Raw genomic sequence first — 16973 nt, forward strand, 5'->3', positions numbered from 1 at the left:
GGCAGATTCAATCCGCCACGCCGCCGTGTTCCGCCTCCCATTGCCGGCGGCTGCTTTTCAGGATGTCGATGACCAGCAATGCCTTCGCTTCGTCGGCGCACAGGTCTTCCATGAACATGGCGTTATTGTTGCGTACCCATGGCAGCGGCATTTCCCACCATGCCAGTTCCAGCAGCGCGGCACGGACTTTTTCCGTGAAACGGTAGCGTATCAGGCGCGCCGGCGACCCCGCGTAAATACCATAGGGTTCCGAGCGGAAATTGGGTGGCAGCAGCGAGCGGGCACCGATGACGCAGCCGTTTTCGATCACGCTGCCGCCCAGCACCATCACTTCGTCGCCGATCCAGACATCGTTCTTGATCACCGTGTCGGCATACTGCGGCGGGGGCGCATTTTTCAAGCCGCCGCCGAGGATGGACAGCATGTACGTCGAGATCGTGCGCATTTCATGCTGGCCATTGAGGATGAAACTCAGGCGCGAGCCGCCGGCCACATAGCGGCCGACGCACAGGCTTTGCTGGCCGCTGTCATATTTCACCAGCGAACCGACGCCGAAACAGGAGCCGCGCCCGATATAGAAGTGGCCGCTATCCGCTTCCTGGTCCAGCCAGTTGCGGAAAAACTGGTGGGGCAGGGTGCTGATGGCGCCATCCGCGTAGCCCAGCACCGTGAATTGCGCCGACCAGGGGTGGTTTTCCGCCACGCCGGAAAAATTGGTTTCTGTGGAAATTTGCATCAGGCGATATTCCGTACGGGTTCTTGTTGCAGGGCGGGGGCGGCGATCATGGCGATAATGGCGTCCACGGTTTCCATCGCCAGGTCCGGATAGATGGGCAGGCAGATCACCTGCGACGACGCCAGCCGCGCCACGGGCAGGTTCGCGTGCGCGGCGGACGGCATGCCGCGGTACATGGGGAAGTCGCTGATGAGCGGATAAAAATAGCGGCGCGCATAGATTTCCTGGTCGCGCAGCAGCTGGAACAGGGCGTCGCGCGACAGCGGGTAGCCGGGGCCCACGAGGATGGGGAAATACGCGTGGTTGGCCGCCTCGCCATCGCCCTGCTGCAGGCAAGTGATGCCGCCGATGCCGGCCAGCTGCTGGCGGTAACGCGCATCGATCGCCTTGCGCTTCTGGCGCGCGCCGTCGATGCCCTTGAGCTGCAGCAAGCCGAAGGCGGCGTTGATCTCGCTCATCTTGCCGTTGATGCCGGCGGCCACGACCGTGACTTCATCGACGAAGCCGAAGTTTTTCAGGTGGTCGATGCGCTGCTTGGTCTTGGCGTCGGGACAGACGATGGCGCCGCCCTCGAAGGTGTTGAAGATCTTGGTGGCGTGAAAGCTGATCACGGACAGGTCGCCGTGATTGAGCACGCTGCCGCCCCGGTGGCGCACGCCGAACGCGTGTGCCGCATCGTAGATCACCTTCAGGTTGTAGTTGTCGGCGATTTTTTCGATCGCTTCGATGTCGCATGGCCGGCCGTAGCAGTGCACGGGCATGATGGCCGTCGTCTGCGGCGTGATGGCCGCTTCTATCTTGCTCGGGTCGAGGTTCAGGCTGTGCGGCTCGATGTCGGCAAACACGGGCTTGATGTTATTCCACAGCAAAGAATGAGCGGTAGCGACGAACGAATACGGCGTCGTGATCACTTCGCCATTGATGCGCAGTGCCTGCAGGGCCGTCATCAGGGCCAGCGTGCCGTTGGCGAACAGGCAGATGTGCTTGACGCCCAGGTAGTCGCACAGCGCCTGCTCCAACTGTTGGTGGAAGGGGCCGCCATTGGTCAGGATCTTGTTGTCCCAGATCGTCTCCAGGTACGGCAGGAAGTCCTCCAGCGGCGGCAGCAGGGGCTGGGTGACATAGACGGGTTTGTTTTTTTGAGCGCTCATCATAATCCGATCGGCGGGTTGGGCACGGCAACGGGGGCTTCGAACGAGACGGGCGGCAAGCCTTCGCACCAGCGTTGCCAGATGATGCGCAGGCCGTTTTCCAGGCCTTCCGTGATCAGCTTGGGTTTGCCCAGGGTGGAGCGTTCCAGGCGGTGCCGCATGCTGAAGCGGTAGGCGCCCAGCAGCATGGGGTTGGCCGCCATGGCCATGCTGCGGCGCACGAAATCATCTTCGTCGGTGGCGACGAAGTCATCGAGTTCGACCTGGCGCATGATCATGTTGCCGGCGCGGCTAGGCATGGTCGGGCCTGCCGTCGTGAGCGTGGGCACGCCCATCCACAGCGCATGCAGGGTGGTCGTGCTGCCGCAATACGGGAAGGCATCGAGGCAGATATCGATGCGGTGATGGATGGCCATGAACTGGGCCATGCCCGTGCGGCCTTCGAAGGTCAGGCGCTCCGGCGCAATGCCTTCTTCCGCGAACCAGGCCGCCAGTTGCGGCGGCGCCTCCGATTTCGGCATGGCCGCCACGATCATCTTGGCGTCGGGGACGGCGCGCAGCACCCTGGCCCAGCGCGCGATGACCTGGCGGTTGATCTTGTTGGTGCGGTTGAAACTGCCGAACGTGATGTAGCCGTTGGTCAATACGGGCGCGGGCTGGACGGCGGGCGCCAGCTTGGACGGCAGGAAGGGCACGCAGGCGGGGAGCAGCAACAGTTTCTCGGAGAACTGGTCGCCCAGTTCGTCCGGCGGCGTGAAGAACTGGTCGCCCAGATAGTAATCGATCGATTGCAGCCCTGTCGTGAGCGGGTAGCCGATCCAGCTGACCTGCACCGGGGCGGGCTTGGCGGCAAACATGAGCAGGCGGTTCTTGCCCGTGTGGCCGGACAGATCGATCAGGATGTCGATGCCATCGTCGCGGATCAACTGGCCCAGGTCCGGATCGGACAGGTGCTCGACCTGGCGCCAGTGGGGAATGACTTCCCGCAGGCGCTTCGTGATATCGTCGTTTTGCGGATTGTTGTGGTACGCATACAGCGACAACTTGGCGCTATCGGCGATATTTTCCAGTATCGGGATGAGGAAATGCGGCACCGGATGGTTGTGCAGGTCGCCCGACACGAAGCCGACTTTCAAGGTGCGCAGCGGGTCGCGGACATTGCTGTGCCCAGCGTGTTCCTTGGCGATATGCGTTTCAAAGGTGTCGCTGAAGCGCTGATGCTCCGCATACAGCGCCTGCGGATCGATCTCGGTGCTGTGCGACAGCAGGAACAGGTAGTTGCTGAACAGGGTTTCCCACAGGGGGCAGACGGCCAGGCCCTTGCGGCAGGCTTCGATGGCTTCTTCTATCCGGCCGATATTGCTGAAAGTGGCGCTGATGTTGACGTAGGCATCACGATAGTCGGGATTGATTTCCAGTGTCTTGTGGTAGCACTCGAGCGCCAGCAGCTGTTCGTTCATGAGCACGTAGCAATTGCCGAGTGCAAAGTATGCGCGCTCGAATGCGGGGTCGATCTCGAGCACGGCCAGATACGTCTGCTTGGCCTGTTCCAGCTGCTTTTGCGCCTGCTGCGTCGAGCCCAGGTTGCACAGCGCCGAGATGTTTTTCGGTTCCAGTGCAAGCGCGCGCTCATAGGCGGCGGTGGCTGCGTCGTATTGCTCGAGCTCTTGCAGGGCGACACCCAGGTGGTTATGCGTTTCGCTATCGCCGGAATCGAGTTCCAGGGCGCGGCGGTACACCTCCACTGCGAGGGGATGGCGCTTGATGGTGCTGTAGTAGTCGGCCAGCTGCCGGTGGCTCGCGGCGCTGGCGGGGGCCAGGTCGATGGCTTGCTGGAAGTATTTCAGGGCGTTGTCGCGGTCTTCGGCGGCGCCGTAGGCGATGGCGAGCTGGCCGCTCGCTTGCGCATCGTCCGGCTGCAGGCGCAGCACTCTTGCGCAGTACTCGATGGCGGCCGTGTAATTCTTCTGTTTGCATTGCAGCAACCCCAGATTGCTCAACGCCTGGGTGAAATCGCCATCGAGCGCGATCGCCCGTTCATACGCGGCGATGGCTTCCTCGGCCTGGTCCAGCGACTGGAGCGCGCGTCCCAGGTTGTTGTGCAGCTTGGCGTCGTCGGGATGCAATTCGATGGCGCGCCGGTAGCTGGCCACGGCGCCCGCGTAGTCTTCGGCCCCATGCAGCGCCGCGGCCAGATTCGCATGCGCCGCCGTGGTGTGGGGCGCCAGTTGCAGCACGGCCCGGTAGCTGACGATGGCCGCTTGCCATTGCTGCAAGTCTTGCTGGGCATTGCCCAGATTCAGGTAGATTTCAGCATCGCCCGGCAGCAGGGCCAGCGCGCTTTGATAGCACGCGACGGCTTCGGCGCTGCGCTGCATCGATTGCAGTGTATTGCCGAGATTGAAATGGCCCTTGGCGTAGTCGGGGCGCAGCGCCAGCGCTTGCCGGTATGCCTCTTCGGCCTGCTCCAGCTTGCCCTGTGCCTGCAGCGCCGCCGCCAGGTTGCCATGCGCCTCGACAAAGTCCGGATTCAGTTCCAGCGCCCGCGTATAGCTGTCGATCGCCTGATCGTACATGCCCCGTTCCTGCCATGCGGTGCCCAGGTTGCCATGCGCTTCGGCATCGTTGGGCGCCAGTTGCGCGGTTTTTTGCAGGGCTTCGAAGGCATCCTTGCCCTGCAATTGCAGGGCGGTGCCCAGCACGCTCCAGGCAAAGTCCGATTCGGGGTAGCGCTGCGTCAGGGCGTGGCTGGCCGCTTCCAGTTCGGCATGGCGGCCGGCTTGATACAGCTCAATGACGTGTTGCGTTTCCTGCGCCGTCGGCGTGCCTGCGATTGCCGTTTCTATACGGCTGCGCAAGCCCTGCGATTGTTCGTTGTCGAGGCCGCGCGCGATGGCCGCCGTGACGATCTCCAGCGCCTGTTCGCGTTCGCCCGCCTTGAGCAAGCCATCGGCATACGACAGCCAGAACTGGCCTTCGTCGGGGTTCACCGACAGCGCCTTGTGCAGATATGGCAAGCCGGCCTGGTATTGCCCGACCTGTCCCGCCAATAAACCCATATTGTGGTTGGCAATGGCGTGATATGGCTGTGCCTGCAAAATCGCCAGGTAAAGCTCTTCCGCCTCGGCAAAACGGCCAGCCTGGTGTTCGGTGATTGCCTGCTGTAATTCGGCGTCGAGGGGCACTGTGGGAAGGGCGGTTGCGTTCATGGGCGGGCGGCAGTTGAAATATTTAGCAAAGGGAATTGTAACTGGTGGAAGTGCTTCTGAGAAACTTTCCAGGTGGAATTTATCCGGGAATGCTGTCGCAATGCAAACTTGGTGTTGCTGGCTGGTCAAAGCATGGGGGAAAGTGGCTGTTTTAGAACAATCCGGACGCCGGACGGGCGGCATGCCTAGCGCCGGGCTGCTGGTATGATGCCCGGGATGGGCCCATTCCTTGCCGGATGGCTGCCGCCCGATATCGTTCACTTTTCAGCTTGAATATGCAAAACATTTTAATCATAGGCTCGTCTGGCCACGCGAGGGTCGTCATCGACGTGGTCGAACGGCAGGGGATATTTCACATTGCGGGCTTGATCGACGCGTTTCGGACGGTCGGCGAGGAAACCTCGGGCTATCGCGTTCTTGGCGCCGAGTCCGATTTGCCGCTCCTGGTGGAACAGCTCGCTGTCGCAGGCGTGCTGGTGGCCATCGGCGACAACTTTGTAAGGGCAAGCGTGACCGCCCGCGTGGCGGCATTGTGTCCGCAACTGCCATTCGTCAGCGCCGTGCATCCTCAGGCCAGCGTCGCCAGGGCCGTGCGGCTCGGCGCGGGCAGCGTGGTGATGGCGGGCGCGGTGATCAATCCCGGATGCGACGTCGGGCAGGGCTGTATCGTCAATACGCGGGCCTCGCTCGATCACGATTCCGTGATGGAGGCATTTGCCAGCCTGGCGCCCGCTGCTGCGACTGGCGGCGGCTGCTTCATCGGCACGGGCAGCGCCCTGGGCATGGGCGCCTTGCTGCTGCAGCGCATGCGCATCGGCAGCCATTGCGTGGTCGGCGCCGGCGCCGTGGTGACGCGGCCAGTGGCCGATCTGTGCGTCAGTTATGGCGCGCCGGCGAAAACGATACGCAGCCGCCTGGCCGGCGACAAGTATCTGTAAGGCCGCGGCAGCCGAAGCGGGGCGGCGCTACCGGATGCGGTAGCGCCGCTGCTGCGGCATGCCGGACGGCGCTTACATGTTTGGATAGTTCGGTCCGCCGCCGCCTTCCGGCGTGACCCATACGATGTTCTGCGTCGGGTCCTTGATGTCGCAGGTCTTGCAGTGCACGCAGTTCTGCGCATTGATCTGCAGGCGTTCGGCGCCGTCGTCGTTCTTCACGAACTCGTACACGCCGGCCGGACAGTAACGGGCTTCCGGACCCGCATACGTGGCCAGGTTGACGTCGACGGGCACGCTGGCGTTCTTCAAGGTCAGGTGGATGGGCTGGTCTTCCGCGTGGTTGGTGTTCGAGATGAACACGGACGACATCTTGTCGAAGGTCAGCTTGCCATCGGGTTTCGGATACACGATCTTCTTCGACTGGGCGGCCGGCTTCAGGCATTCGTGGTCGCCGTGCGAGTGGTGCAGGGTCCACGGCGCCTTGCCGCGGAAGATCAGCTGGTCGATGCCCGTCATCAGGCTGCCCAGGTACAGGCCTTTCGACAGCCATGGCTTGACGTTGCGCGCCACGTGCAGTTCTTCATGCAGCCACGATTGTTCAAACGCGACAGGGTAGCTCGTCAGTTCGTCGTGCTGGCGCTGTTCGCCCAGGGCGCCGAAGGCCGCGTCCGCCGCCAGCATGCCGCTCTTGATGGCCGCGTGGCTGCCCTTGATGCGGCTCATGTTCAGGAAGCCGGCATCGCAGCCGATCAGGGCGCCGCCCGCAAATACCAGTTTCGGCAGCGATTGCAGGCCGCCGGCCGCGATGGCGCGCGCGCCGTACGAGATGCGCTTGCCGCCTTCGAAGAACTTGCGGATTTCCGGATGCGTCTTGTAGCGCTGGAATTCCTCGTACGGGGACAGGTACGGATTTTCGTAGTTCAGGCCGACGACATAGCCGACCATCACCTGGTTGTTTTCCAGGTGGTACAGGAAGGAGCCGCCGTAGGTTTTCGTGTCCAGCGGCCAGCCGCTCGAGTGGATCACCAGGCCCGGCTTGTGCTGGGCGGGGTCGATTTCCCACAATTCCTTGATGCCGATGCCGTACGATTGCGGGTCCTTGCCGGCGTTCAAATCATACCTGGCCATCAATTGCTTGCCCAGGTGGCCGCGTGCGCCTTCCGCAAACAGGGTGTACTTGGCGTGCAATTCCATGCCCAGTTGGAAGTCGGGGCCCGGTTCGCCGTCGCGCTTGACGCCCATGTTGCCGGTCGCTACGCCCTTCACGGAGCCGTCGTCGTTGTAGAGGATTTCTGCGGCAGGGAAGCCGGGGAAGATTTCCACGCCCAGGTTTTCCGCCTGCTGGCCCATCCAGCGCACCACATTGCCCAAGGAAACGATGTAGTTGCCGTGGTTTTCAAAGCAGGCGGGCACGGCGAAGCCCGGCGTTTTATATGCCTTGGTCTCGGTCAGGAACAGGATGCGGTCTTCCGTCACTTCCGTGTTCAGGGGCGCGCCCAGTTCTTTCCAGTTTGGAATCAGTTCCGTCAGCGCTTTCGGGTCCATGATGGCGCCCGACAGGATGTGCGCGCCCAGTTCGCCGCCTTTTTCCAGTACGCAGACGGACACTTCCTGGCTCTTTTCCGCGGCCAGCTGCTTCAGGCGGATCGCGGCCGCCAAGCCTGCGGGGCCGCCGCCCACGATCACCACGTCGTATTCCATGGTGTCGCGCGGTCCGTACTGTTCAACTAAGTTATTAGGCTGTGTCATGGTCTCGATTTATAGTCACTAAATGGGTGGGTGAGGAATCTTCGAAGAAATTTAAGCACGAGTGTGCTTGTTTTTGGCGAGGATTGCAACTTTGGCGCCATTTTGCGTGACATTGCCCCTCGCCGCAATCTAAATCCGGTCATTTTGTGTAATGATGGCGTTTACTTTTGCTCGAGTGCGCCGCGGGCGATTTTGCCCGCCTGCCATCGGCACGGCGCAAAGTGTTATCTAAAATAAAACAGGAGTAGCTCGTGGGCATAGAAGTCAATTTCGAGGGCAAGATTGCCCTGATTACCGGCGCATCGAGCGGCCTCGGCGCGCGCTTTGCGAAAGTGCTGGCCCAGGCCGGCGCGCAAGTCGTGCTCGCTTCGCGCCGCACGGAGCGCCTCAAGGAGCTGCGTGCCGAAATCGAAGCGGACGGCGGCGCCGCGCACGTGGTGTCGCTCGACGTGACCGACTTTGCCAGCATCAAGTCGGCCATCGCGCATGCGGAAACGGAAGCCGGTCCCATCGATATCCTCGTCAACAATTCCGGTGTCTCCACCACGCAACGCCTGGTCGACGTCACGCCAGAAGATTACTCCTTCGTGATGGATACCAATCTGCGCGGATCGTTCTTCGTGGCCCAGCAGGCGGCCAAGCGCATGATCGCGCGGGCCAAGGGCGACCCGAAGAAACAGCACCGCATCATCAATATCGCCTCGATGGCGGGCTTGCAGGTGCTGCCGCAGATCGGCGTGTATTGCATGAGCAAGGCGGGCATGGTGCACATGACGCGCGCCATGGCGGTGGAGTGGGGCAAGTACGGCATCAACACGAACGCCATCTGTCCCGGCTACATTTCCACGGAAATCAACGAAGATTATTTCGCCACCGAGCAGGGCAAGAAGCTGATCGAAATGCTGCCCAATAAACGTCCGGGCAAGCCGGAAGACCTCGATGGCCTGCTGCTGTTGCTGGCGGGCGAGGATTCGCATTTCATCAACGGCGCCATCATCTCCGCCGATGGCGGCATGAGCACGTTTTAACGCCATAAAACCTGCTGCGCGTCGCGCTTTGCGGCCACCAATCGCTGCCGCTCGGGACGGTTTTACTTGGCGTTAAACGATAGTCACCTTGGCTGCAGCCCTAGCGCTGCAGCTGCAGTCCCACCAGCTTGTGCACCAGCTCGGACGACGTGGAGGCGGCGAACTTGCGCATCAGCTTGGCGCGGTGCATTTCCACCGTGCGGGGGCTGAGGTCGATCTGGCGGGCGATGACCTTGCTGGTCTTGCCTTCCACCAGCAGGGCGGCGATTTCGCGCTCGCGCGGGGTCAGCTCCGCCGTCACGGGACGCTTCTCGCTGACATCCTCGAACGTCCAGATGCCGGGCCCCAGCGGCTGCGCGGCCAGCATGGCGTGGCCCGTGACGTGGCACCAGAACAATTCCCCATTGCTGCGGCGCATGATGCGCTCGTCCGAATAGCGGCCCTTGGCGTTCATGATGGGAATGATGCGGTCACCGGTGCGCAGGAATTCATCGTGCGTGGGGTAGAGTACTTCGAACGACTGGTCGTCCAGCTGGGCGCGCGCATAGCCGAACATGGCCGCTAGTGCTTCGTTGCAGCTGCGCATGATACGGTTTTCCGACATGCACATGCCCACGGGCGCGTGCAGGAAGATGCTTTCATAATCGATGGCTGACGCGGCGTTCATCTGATGCGTATCACTCTCACAGGGGGATTGCCGGCACGGCGCCGGTAGTTCTACGGTATTGTACTTTCCACTCGCGTATTTTATGCTGAGTCGCTGCCTGAGTCATGGACTCAAGACCAAAGCTTAACAAAAGATAGAGGGACACCCATGAATAAAGTTTATCCTGACGCCGCCTCGGCGCTGGCCGGTATCGTCCAAGATGGCCAGACCATCGCCGTCGGCGGCTTCGGCCTGTGCGGCATCCCCGAAGCCCTGATCGGCGCCTTGCGCGATTCGGGCGTGACGGGCCTGACGGCCATTTCCAACAACGCGGGCGTGGACGGCTTCGGCCTGGGCCAGCTGCTGACCACGCGCCAGATCAAGAAAATGATCGCCTCCTATGTGGGCGAAAACAAGGAATTCGCGCGCCAGTACCTGGCCGGCGAACTGGAGCTGGAATTCACGCCGCAAGGCACCCTGGCCGAGAAGCTGCGCGCCGGCGGCGCCGGCATTCCCGCCTTCTTCACGAAAACCGGCGTGGGCACCATCGTTGCCGACGGCAAGGAGCTGCGCGAATTCGACGGCGAACAATACGTGATGGAACGCAGCCTGGTGGCCGATGTGTCGCTGGTCAAAGCCTACATGGCCGACCGCGCGGGCAATTTGGTCTACCGCAAGACGGCGCGCAATTTCAATCCGAACGTGGCCATGGCGGGCAAGATCACCATCGTCGAAGTGGAAAAACTGGTGGAAGTGGGCGAGATCGACCCGGACCAGGTGCATACCCCCAGCATCTTCGTGCACCGCATCGTGGTCAACGCGCACCCGGAAAAACGCATCGAGCAGCGCACCGTGCGCACTGAAGCATAAAAAGGAATACGGAGAACATCATGGCTTGGACTAGAGACGAAATGGCCGCGCGCGCGGCGAAAGAATTGCAGGACGGCTTTTATGTGAACCTGGGCATCGGCTTGCCGACCCTGGTGGCCAACTACGTGCCGGAGAATATCGAAGTGTTCCTGCAGTCGGAAAACGGCTTGCTGGGCATCGGTCCGTTCCCCACCGACGATGAAGTCGATGCGGACCTGATCAACGCGGGCAAGCAGACGGTGACGGCCTTGCCGGGCGCCGCCTACTTCAGCTCGGCCGACTCGTTCGGCATGATCCGCGGCGGCAAGATCAACCTGGCCATCCTGGGCGCCATGCAAGTGTCGGAAAAGGGCGACCTGGCGAACTGGATGATTCCAGGCAAGATGGTCAAGGGCATGGGCGGCGCCATGGACCTGGTGGCCGGCGTCAAGCGCGTCGTCGTGCTGATGGAACACGTGGCCACGGCCAAGGATGGCACGACGTCGCACAAGCTGCTCAAGCAGTGCGACCTGCCGCTGACGGGCGTGGGCGTGGTCGACGTCATCATCAGCGACCTGGGCGTGATCGACGTGACGGAAAACGGCCTGAAACTGGTGGAACTGGCGCCGGGCGTGAGCAAGGAACAAGTGCAGGCGGCCACGGGCGCGGAACTGGACGTGTCCGCCGTGTAAGCCACGCGGAGCGTCGCAGGGAAGAAGGGCGGACAGCGATGTCCGCCCTTTTTTATGCGCCCGCCTTGCCGCGCAAGCCGTCGAGGCTGTAGGCGCCGGCGCCCGCTGCCGCGAAATACAGGAAGGTGAAGCAGTACATCACGGCCATTTCGCCGCCGTTCAGGATGGGCAGGAAGCCGGCAGGCGCATGCGCCATGAAGTAGGCGGCCGCCATCTGGCCCGACAGGATGAAGGCGACGGGACGCGTGAACAGGCCGACCAGCAGCAAGGTGCCGCCGACGAGCTCGATGACGCCGGCCGCACCCATCACGGATAACAGTTGCAAGCCGTCGAACATGGCCACGTGGGGCGCGCCGAACAGTTTTGCCGTGCCGTGCTGCAGGAAGAGAAAGCCCAGGATGATGCGTAGCAGGCCCAGCAAACGTGGGTTCCAGGTGGCGTAGAAGGCGGGCGTGAGGGACATGACGTACTCCATTCAAAAGGGTGGATGGTTCGGTGTCAGGCTTGCATTAACGCAATGTCATTATGCGGGAGCTTGCCGGCGAACAGTGGTGTAACTGTAATCGTTTTTCATTCATTGATCATCCGATTAAATATTGATGCATGATTTACTGTTTGTTGACGATGCGATAAAACCCCCGCGCATGAAAAAAGCCCCGCAGATCGCTCTGCGGGGCTTTTCAATGAAGCGTACGGCTTACTTGACGATATTTACGGTCGGGGCGACATAGGCGTCGTCGGTGGGGTGGGTTGGATGGGCCAGCTCGCTGTGCAGCTTGTCCATGTCCAGTTCTTTTTCCCATTTCGACACGACGATGGTGGCCACGCCGTTGCCGACAAAGTTGGTCAGCGCGCGGCATTCGCTCATGAAGCGGTCGATGCCCAGGATCAGCGCCATGCCCGCCACGGGGATGGTCGGCACCACGGCCAGGGTGGCGGCCAGGGTGATGAAGCCGGCGCCCGTGATGCCGGAGGCGCCTTTCGAGGTCAGCATCGCCACGCCCAGGATGGTCAGTTCCTGCCAGATGGTCAGGTCCGTGTTGGTGGCCTGTGCCACGAACAGGGCCGCCATGGTCATGTAGATGTTGGTGCCGTCCAGGTTGAACGAGTAGCCGGTAGGTACGACCAGGCCGACCACCGGTTTCGAGCAGCCCAGGCGCTCGAGTTTTTTCATCAGGGCCGGCAGCGCCGATTCCGACGAGCTCGTGCCCAGCACGATCAGCAGTTCTTCCTTGATGTACAGCAGGAAGCGGCCGATGGAGAAGCCCGTGTACTTGGCGATCAGGCCCAGCACGACGAAGACGAACAGGAAGCAGGTCAGGTAGAACGAACCCATCAGTTTAGCCAGCGGGATCAGCGAAGCCAGGCCGTATTTACCGATGGTAAAGGCCATCGCGCCGAATGCGCCGATGGGAGCGACTTTCATGATGATGTTGACCATGCCGAAGATGGCATGCGACAGCTCGTCGATCAGCTTGGTGACAGGACGGCCGCGCTCGCCCAGCAGGGACAGCGAGAAGCCGAACAGCACGGCGATCAGCAGCACTTGCAGGATGTCGCCCTTGGCGAAGGCATCGACGAAGGTCTTCGGGATGATGTTCATCAGGAAGTCGACGGTGGTCATGCCTTCGGCGTGCGTGTATTGCGCGATCGACTTGGCGTCCAGGTGGGCCGGATCGGCGTTGAAGCCGGCGCCCGGTTTCAGTATATTGGCAACCAGCAAGCCGATGGCCAGCGCGAACGTGGAGACGATTTCAAAGTACAGCAGGGCCTTGCCGCCGACCCTGCCGATTTTCTTGACGTCCTGCATGCCCGCGATGCCGGAGACCACGGTACAGAAGATCACCGGGGCGATGATCATCTTGATCAGTTTGATAAAGCCGTCGCCCAGCGGTTTCATGTCGACGGCGTTCGAAGGGTAGAACACCCCCAGCAGCACGCCGGCCACGATGGCGAACAGCACCTGCACGTACAGGATTTTATAGAATGGTTTTTTCACGAGTGGTCTCCTCTTGCGGGTTGATGCTGCGATCATCCGCCCATTGCCAGGTCCGCTCAATTGTGGATAACCGCAGATATGCATTTTCGCTATATCGGGTATTGCCCCATGACTGGCGTGCTGCGGCGCAGCATTTCAGGCGTGCGCTTGGAGCATTGCCCGCGCTGCGCTACACTGCCGTAGCGTCGCGCGCGAGGCAGCCGGCAAATCGCCGGTTTCTTTGTTTTTTACTACCAAATAACGACGCCTCACAAAATCGGCGCGCAGCAGGTTTTGTCCGGCGTTATAAGGAATCGCATGATCGAAGCCAGCATCAAGTCAGTGCAATGCATCTCGCCGGCGGGCCTGCACCGCATGTCGTACAAGGAGTGGGGCGCGCCCGACAATCCGAACGTGCTCGTCTGCGCCCATGGCGTGACGCGCGTGGCGGACGACTTCGACAACCTGGCGCGCGCCATGGCCAGCGATTACCGCGTCATCTGCCCCGACGTGGTGGGGCGCGGGCGCTCGGGCTGGCTGGCCAATCCGCAGTTTTACCGCGTACCGCAATATGTGAGCGACATGGTGACCCTGCTGGCGCGCGTGCTGGCCAATGGCGAGCGCCAGACGGTGGACTGGTTCGGCACCTCGATGGGCGGCTTGATCGGCCTGGGCCTGGCATCGCTGCCCGACAGCCCGATCAGCAAGCTGGTCCTGAACGATATCGGCCCCACCCTGGCGCCGGAAGCGTTGCAGCGCATCGGCGACTACATCGGCCAGGACCTGCGTTTCGAAACCTTCGAGCAGGGTGCCAGGTTTGTGCGCGACGTGTCCGCCAGCTTCGGCCCGCATACGGACGCGGAATGGCATAAACTGGCGGTGGATGTACTGCGGCAAGACAAGGATGGCCACTGGCGCCGCCACTACGATATGGGCCTGGCCATGCCGTTCCGCTCGGCCACGCCGGAATCGGCGGCCAGCGACGAAGCCATGCTGTGGGCCGCGTACGATGCCGTGCGCTGCCCCACCTTGCTGGTGCGCGGGTCGGAATCGGACTTGCTGTCGCACGAAACGGCCACCTTGATGCTGGGCCGCGGCCCGAAGGCGGAACTGGTGGAAATCGCCGGCGTGGGCCATGCGCCCACGTTCGTCCACGACGACCAGATCGCCATCGCCCGCAAGTTTTTGCTGGGTAAATAATAGCCGGTAAGGCTGTACAGATTTTGAAACGACTGAAAGAAGAGCATGGAAATTACACGACTGCACGTAGGCAAGCGCCTCTCCGAAGTAGCCATACACAACAACACCATCTACCTGGCCGGCCAGATCGCCGAAGACACGACGCAGGGCATCGTCGGCCAGACGCGCGAAGTGCTGGGCCACGTCGACCGTTTGCTGATGGAAGCAGGCAGCGACAAGACCTGCATCCTGTCGTGCCAGATCTACATCGCCGACATGAAAGACTTCCCCGGCATGAATGAAGTGTGGGATGACTGGGTCGCGCCCGGCCATACGCCGCCACGCGCCACGGTGGAAGCGAAACTGGCCAATCCGGCTTGCTTGGTAGAGATCGTCATCATCGCTGCAGAGCGCTAAGTTATTCAGTTATTCAGCTATTGAGTTGTTAAGTTTATAAGGTATCACATGGTTTCCATCTCGGCCCCGAATAGCGCTACATCGGAACAACTGGTAGAGGGCTTGAGTGCGCCGGACAGCGCGCGCGTGCTGGACGCGCTTGCGTATGCCACCGACGCGTATGGCGACAAGCTGACCTTTGCCGGCCGCTCCGCGCTGGACTTCGCCATCGGCGTGGCCACCACCCTGGCTTTCCTGCGCAGCGATGCGGAAACGCGCATCGCCGGCCTGATGTTCGAGCTGACCCTGCTGGAGCCGGACACCGCGGCCGATATCGAGCCGCGCTTCGGCAAGCAGGTGTGCGACCTGGCCACGGGCGTGCGCCAGCTGATCCGCTTGCGCGCGCTGACCCAGGCGCAGCATGGCGGCAGCGCAGGCCGGGGCAAGAATGCGGCGCAGCAAGCCGTGGCCCAGGTGGAAACCTTGCGCAAGATGCTGCTGGCGATGGCCTCCGACATGCGTGTCGTGCTGGTGCGCCTGGCGGCGTGCGTGACGACCTTGCGCTACTTCGCTGAATTAAAGCTGTTCAACGAAATGACGCGCGAATACGGCAAGGAAACACTGGATCTGTACGCGCCGCTGGCCAACCGCCTCGGCATCTGGCAGCTGAAGTGGGAACTGGAAGACTTGTCGTTCCGCTTCATCGAGCCGGAAGCGTACAAACGCATCGCCAAGATGCTGGAAGAAAAGCGCATGATGCGCGAGGGTTTTGTTTCCTCGGCGATCCTGCGCCTGCAGACGGAACTGGCTTCGGCCGGCATCCAGGCGGAAGTGTTTGGCCGCCCGAAACACATCTACAGCATCTGGAACAAGATGCGCGGCAAGGAACTCGATTTCACGGCCCTGTACGACGTGCGCGCCTTCCGCGTCATCGTTGCCGACGTGAAAACCTGCTACACGGTGCTGGGTGTGGTGCACAATATCTGGACCCCCATTCCGAAGGAATTCGACGATTACATTTCGCGGCCGAAACCCAACGGTTACCAGTCGCTGCACACGGTGGTGACGGCCGAGGATGGCCGGCCGCTGGAAGTGCAAATCCGCACCAATGAAATGCACAGCTTTGCCGAATACGGCGTGGCCGCGCACTGGCGCTACAAGGAAGAGGGCGGCTCGAACTTTGCCGGCCAGAAGTACGATGAAAAGATCGCCTGGCTGCGCCAGTTGCTGGCGTGGAAAACCGAGGTGGCCGACGCCGTCGTGGGCCAGGAAGAAATCCAGCGCGAATGGGTGGAAAAGCTCAAATCCGCCACCCTGGACGACCGCATCTTCGTCATGACGCCGCAGGCGCGGGTGCTGGAATTGCCCGTGGGTGCCACGCCCGTCGATTTTGCGTATCACCTGCACACGGATGTGGGCCACCGCTGCCGCGGCGCCAAGGTCGACGGCATCATGGTGCCCCTGAATACCCAGCTGAAAAACGGCCAGACCTGCGAAATCATCACGGCCAAGGGTGCGCCGGGTACGGCCGGGCCGTCGCGCGACTGGCTCAGCGCCGGCTACGCCGTCAGCACGCGCACGCGCTCGAAAATCCGCGCCTGGTTCCATGCCATCGACATGCAGGAAACCCTGGCCCATGGCCGCGCGCTGGTGGAAAAATCGTTGCAGCGCGAAGGCAAGACGGCCGTCAACCTCGAAGCGCTGGCGCAAAAGCTGGGCTTTGCGAAAGTCGACGAACTGTTCCTGTCCGTGGGCAAGGATGAATTCAGCCTGCGCCACGTGGAGCAGGCGCTGCACGACAATGGCGAAGTGGTGGTGCCAGAAGACGCCGTGCTGGTGGGAAAAAGCCGTGCCTCCAGCGTGGAGCAGGGCGCCAAGTCCGGCGTGCTGGTGGTGGGTACCGAGGGTTTGATGACGGTGCTGGCCAAGTGCTGCAAGCCGGCGCCGCCGGACAGCATCGTGGGCTTCGTCACGCGGGGCAAGGGCGTTTCCATCCACCGCGCCACGTGCAAGAATTTCGAGGAAATGCGCGCCAAGGCGCCCGAGCGCGTGATCTTCACGGAGTGGGGCAGCACGGGCGGCCACGATACCGTGTATCCGGTCGACATTTTCATTCTCGCCGGCGACCGCCAGGGTTTGCTGCGCGACATCTCCGAAATTTTCTCGCGCGAAAAGATCAACGTGATCGGCGTCAACACCCAGAGCGCCAAGGGCCAGGCCCGCATGACCTTTACGGCCGAGATCAGCTCGACGGCGCAGTTGTTAAAAGCCTTGAATGTGATCAAGGATGTCAGTGGCGTGCTGGAGGCACGGCGTAGCTGACGCCTGACCAAACCTACTGCGCGTCGGTATAGGCGGCCTGCGATGCTCACCGTACTAGAGTACGGTTGCGCTTCTCGACCACCTCTACCTTCCGCTCGCT

The 16973-nt window shown here is 61.9% G+C and carries 14 protein-coding genes; 7 read left to right on the forward strand and 7 right to left on the reverse strand.

Going from position 1 to position 16973, the window contains the following annotated elements; translation table 11 throughout:
• Positions 1-7: 7 nt before the first annotated feature.
• Genes GCN74_RS02910 through GCN74_RS02920 form a run of 3 tightly spaced genes read right to left on the reverse strand, consistent with a single transcriptional unit; the run spans position 8 to position 5096 of the window.
• Entirely contained in the window at positions 8-736 is a 729-nt protein-coding gene (locus GCN74_RS02910; protein ID WP_152255274.1) for an acetyltransferase, read from the reverse strand.
• A complete protein-coding gene (locus GCN74_RS02915) occupies positions 736-1890 on the reverse strand; it encodes a DegT/DnrJ/EryC1/StrS family aminotransferase (protein ID WP_152255275.1) in 1155 nt (384 codons plus the stop codon). Before GCN74_RS02915 ends, GCN74_RS02910 begins: the two co-directional genes overlap by 1 nt.
• Complete coding sequence (locus tag GCN74_RS02920) at positions 1887-5096, reverse strand: tetratricopeptide repeat protein (protein ID WP_193316942.1); 3210 nt, start codon at positions 5094-5096, stop codon at positions 1887-1889. The genes GCN74_RS02915 and GCN74_RS02920 overlap by 4 nt, the downstream gene beginning before the upstream one ends.
• A gap of 275 nt (positions 5097-5371) precedes the next feature.
• Here GCN74_RS02920 and GCN74_RS02925 point away from each other — a divergent pair, with 275 nt between their 5' ends.
• Entirely contained in the window at positions 5372-6034 is a 663-nt protein-coding gene (locus GCN74_RS02925; RefSeq protein ID WP_152255277.1) for a NeuD/PglB/VioB family sugar acetyltransferase, read from the forward strand.
• A 72-nt stretch (positions 6035-6106) separates the two neighbouring features.
• On the opposite strand, the gene GCN74_RS02930 is transcribed toward GCN74_RS02925, so the two are convergent.
• Positions 6107-7783 (reverse strand): electron transfer flavoprotein-ubiquinone oxidoreductase, encoded by a 1677-nt coding sequence (locus GCN74_RS02930; protein WP_193316943.1) that lies wholly within the window; start codon positions 7781-7783, stop codon positions 6107-6109.
• 251 nt (positions 7784-8034) lie between these two features.
• On the opposite strand from GCN74_RS02930, the gene GCN74_RS02935 reads away from it, so the two are divergent.
• Entirely contained in the window at positions 8035-8811 is a 777-nt protein-coding gene (locus tag GCN74_RS02935; protein WP_152255278.1) for an SDR family oxidoreductase, read from the forward strand.
• A gap of 100 nt (positions 8812-8911) precedes the next feature.
• Here the strand turns inward: GCN74_RS02935 and GCN74_RS02940 are convergent, their stop codons facing one another.
• Entirely contained in the window at positions 8912-9478 is a 567-nt protein-coding gene (locus GCN74_RS02940) for a LuxR C-terminal-related transcriptional regulator (protein ID WP_034784217.1), read from the reverse strand.
• Positions 9479-9625: 147 nt separating this feature from the next.
• On the opposite strand from GCN74_RS02940, the gene GCN74_RS02945 reads away from it, so the two are divergent.
• Entirely contained in the window at positions 9626-10327 is a 702-nt protein-coding gene (locus GCN74_RS02945) for a CoA transferase subunit A (RefSeq protein WP_071077803.1), read from the forward strand.
• Positions 10328-10347: 20 nt separating this feature from the next.
• Positions 10348-10998 carry a CoA transferase subunit B gene (locus tag GCN74_RS02950; protein WP_152255279.1) on the forward strand — a complete coding sequence of 217 codons (651 nt, stop codon included), beginning with the start codon at positions 10348-10350 and terminating at the stop codon, positions 10996-10998.
• Positions 10999-11050: 52 nt separating this feature from the next.
• Here GCN74_RS02950 and GCN74_RS02955 read toward each other — a convergent pair whose 3' ends face one another.
• Both GCN74_RS02955 and GCN74_RS02960 read right to left on the reverse strand, forming a co-directional pair.
• Positions 11051-11461, reverse strand: coding sequence for a DoxX family protein (locus GCN74_RS02955; protein ID WP_152255280.1), 411 nt, complete (start codon positions 11459-11461; stop codon positions 11051-11053).
• A gap of 234 nt (positions 11462-11695) precedes the next feature.
• The gene (locus GCN74_RS02960; RefSeq protein WP_226938839.1) at positions 11696-13033 is read right to left on the reverse strand and encodes a dicarboxylate/amino acid:cation symporter; all 1338 of its coding nucleotides are present in this window, start codon (positions 13031-13033) and stop codon (positions 11696-11698) included.
• Positions 13034-13294: 261 nt separating this feature from the next.
• Here GCN74_RS02960 and GCN74_RS02965 point away from each other — a divergent pair, with 261 nt between their 5' ends.
• The 3 genes from GCN74_RS02965 to GCN74_RS02975 are packed head-to-tail and all read left to right on the forward strand — an operon-like array spanning position 13295 to position 16873.
• Complete coding sequence (locus GCN74_RS02965) at positions 13295-14176, forward strand: alpha/beta fold hydrolase (protein ID WP_152255282.1); 882 nt, start codon at positions 13295-13297, stop codon at positions 14174-14176.
• A 45-nt stretch (positions 14177-14221) separates the two neighbouring features.
• Complete coding sequence (locus GCN74_RS02970) at positions 14222-14572, forward strand: RidA family protein (RefSeq protein WP_152255283.1); 351 nt, start codon at positions 14222-14224, stop codon at positions 14570-14572.
• A gap of 48 nt (positions 14573-14620) precedes the next feature.
• Positions 14621-16873, forward strand: a complete 2253-nt coding sequence (locus GCN74_RS02975; RefSeq protein ID WP_152255284.1) for a RelA/SpoT family protein — start codon at positions 14621-14623, stop codon at positions 16871-16873.
• Positions 16874-16973 lie beyond the last annotated feature (100 nt).

Origin of the sequence: Janthinobacterium sp. FT14W, from assembly GCF_009208755.1 — a bacterium.
Taxonomy (GTDB): Bacteria; Pseudomonadota; Gammaproteobacteria; order Burkholderiales; family Burkholderiaceae_D; genus Janthinobacterium; species Janthinobacterium violaceinigrum.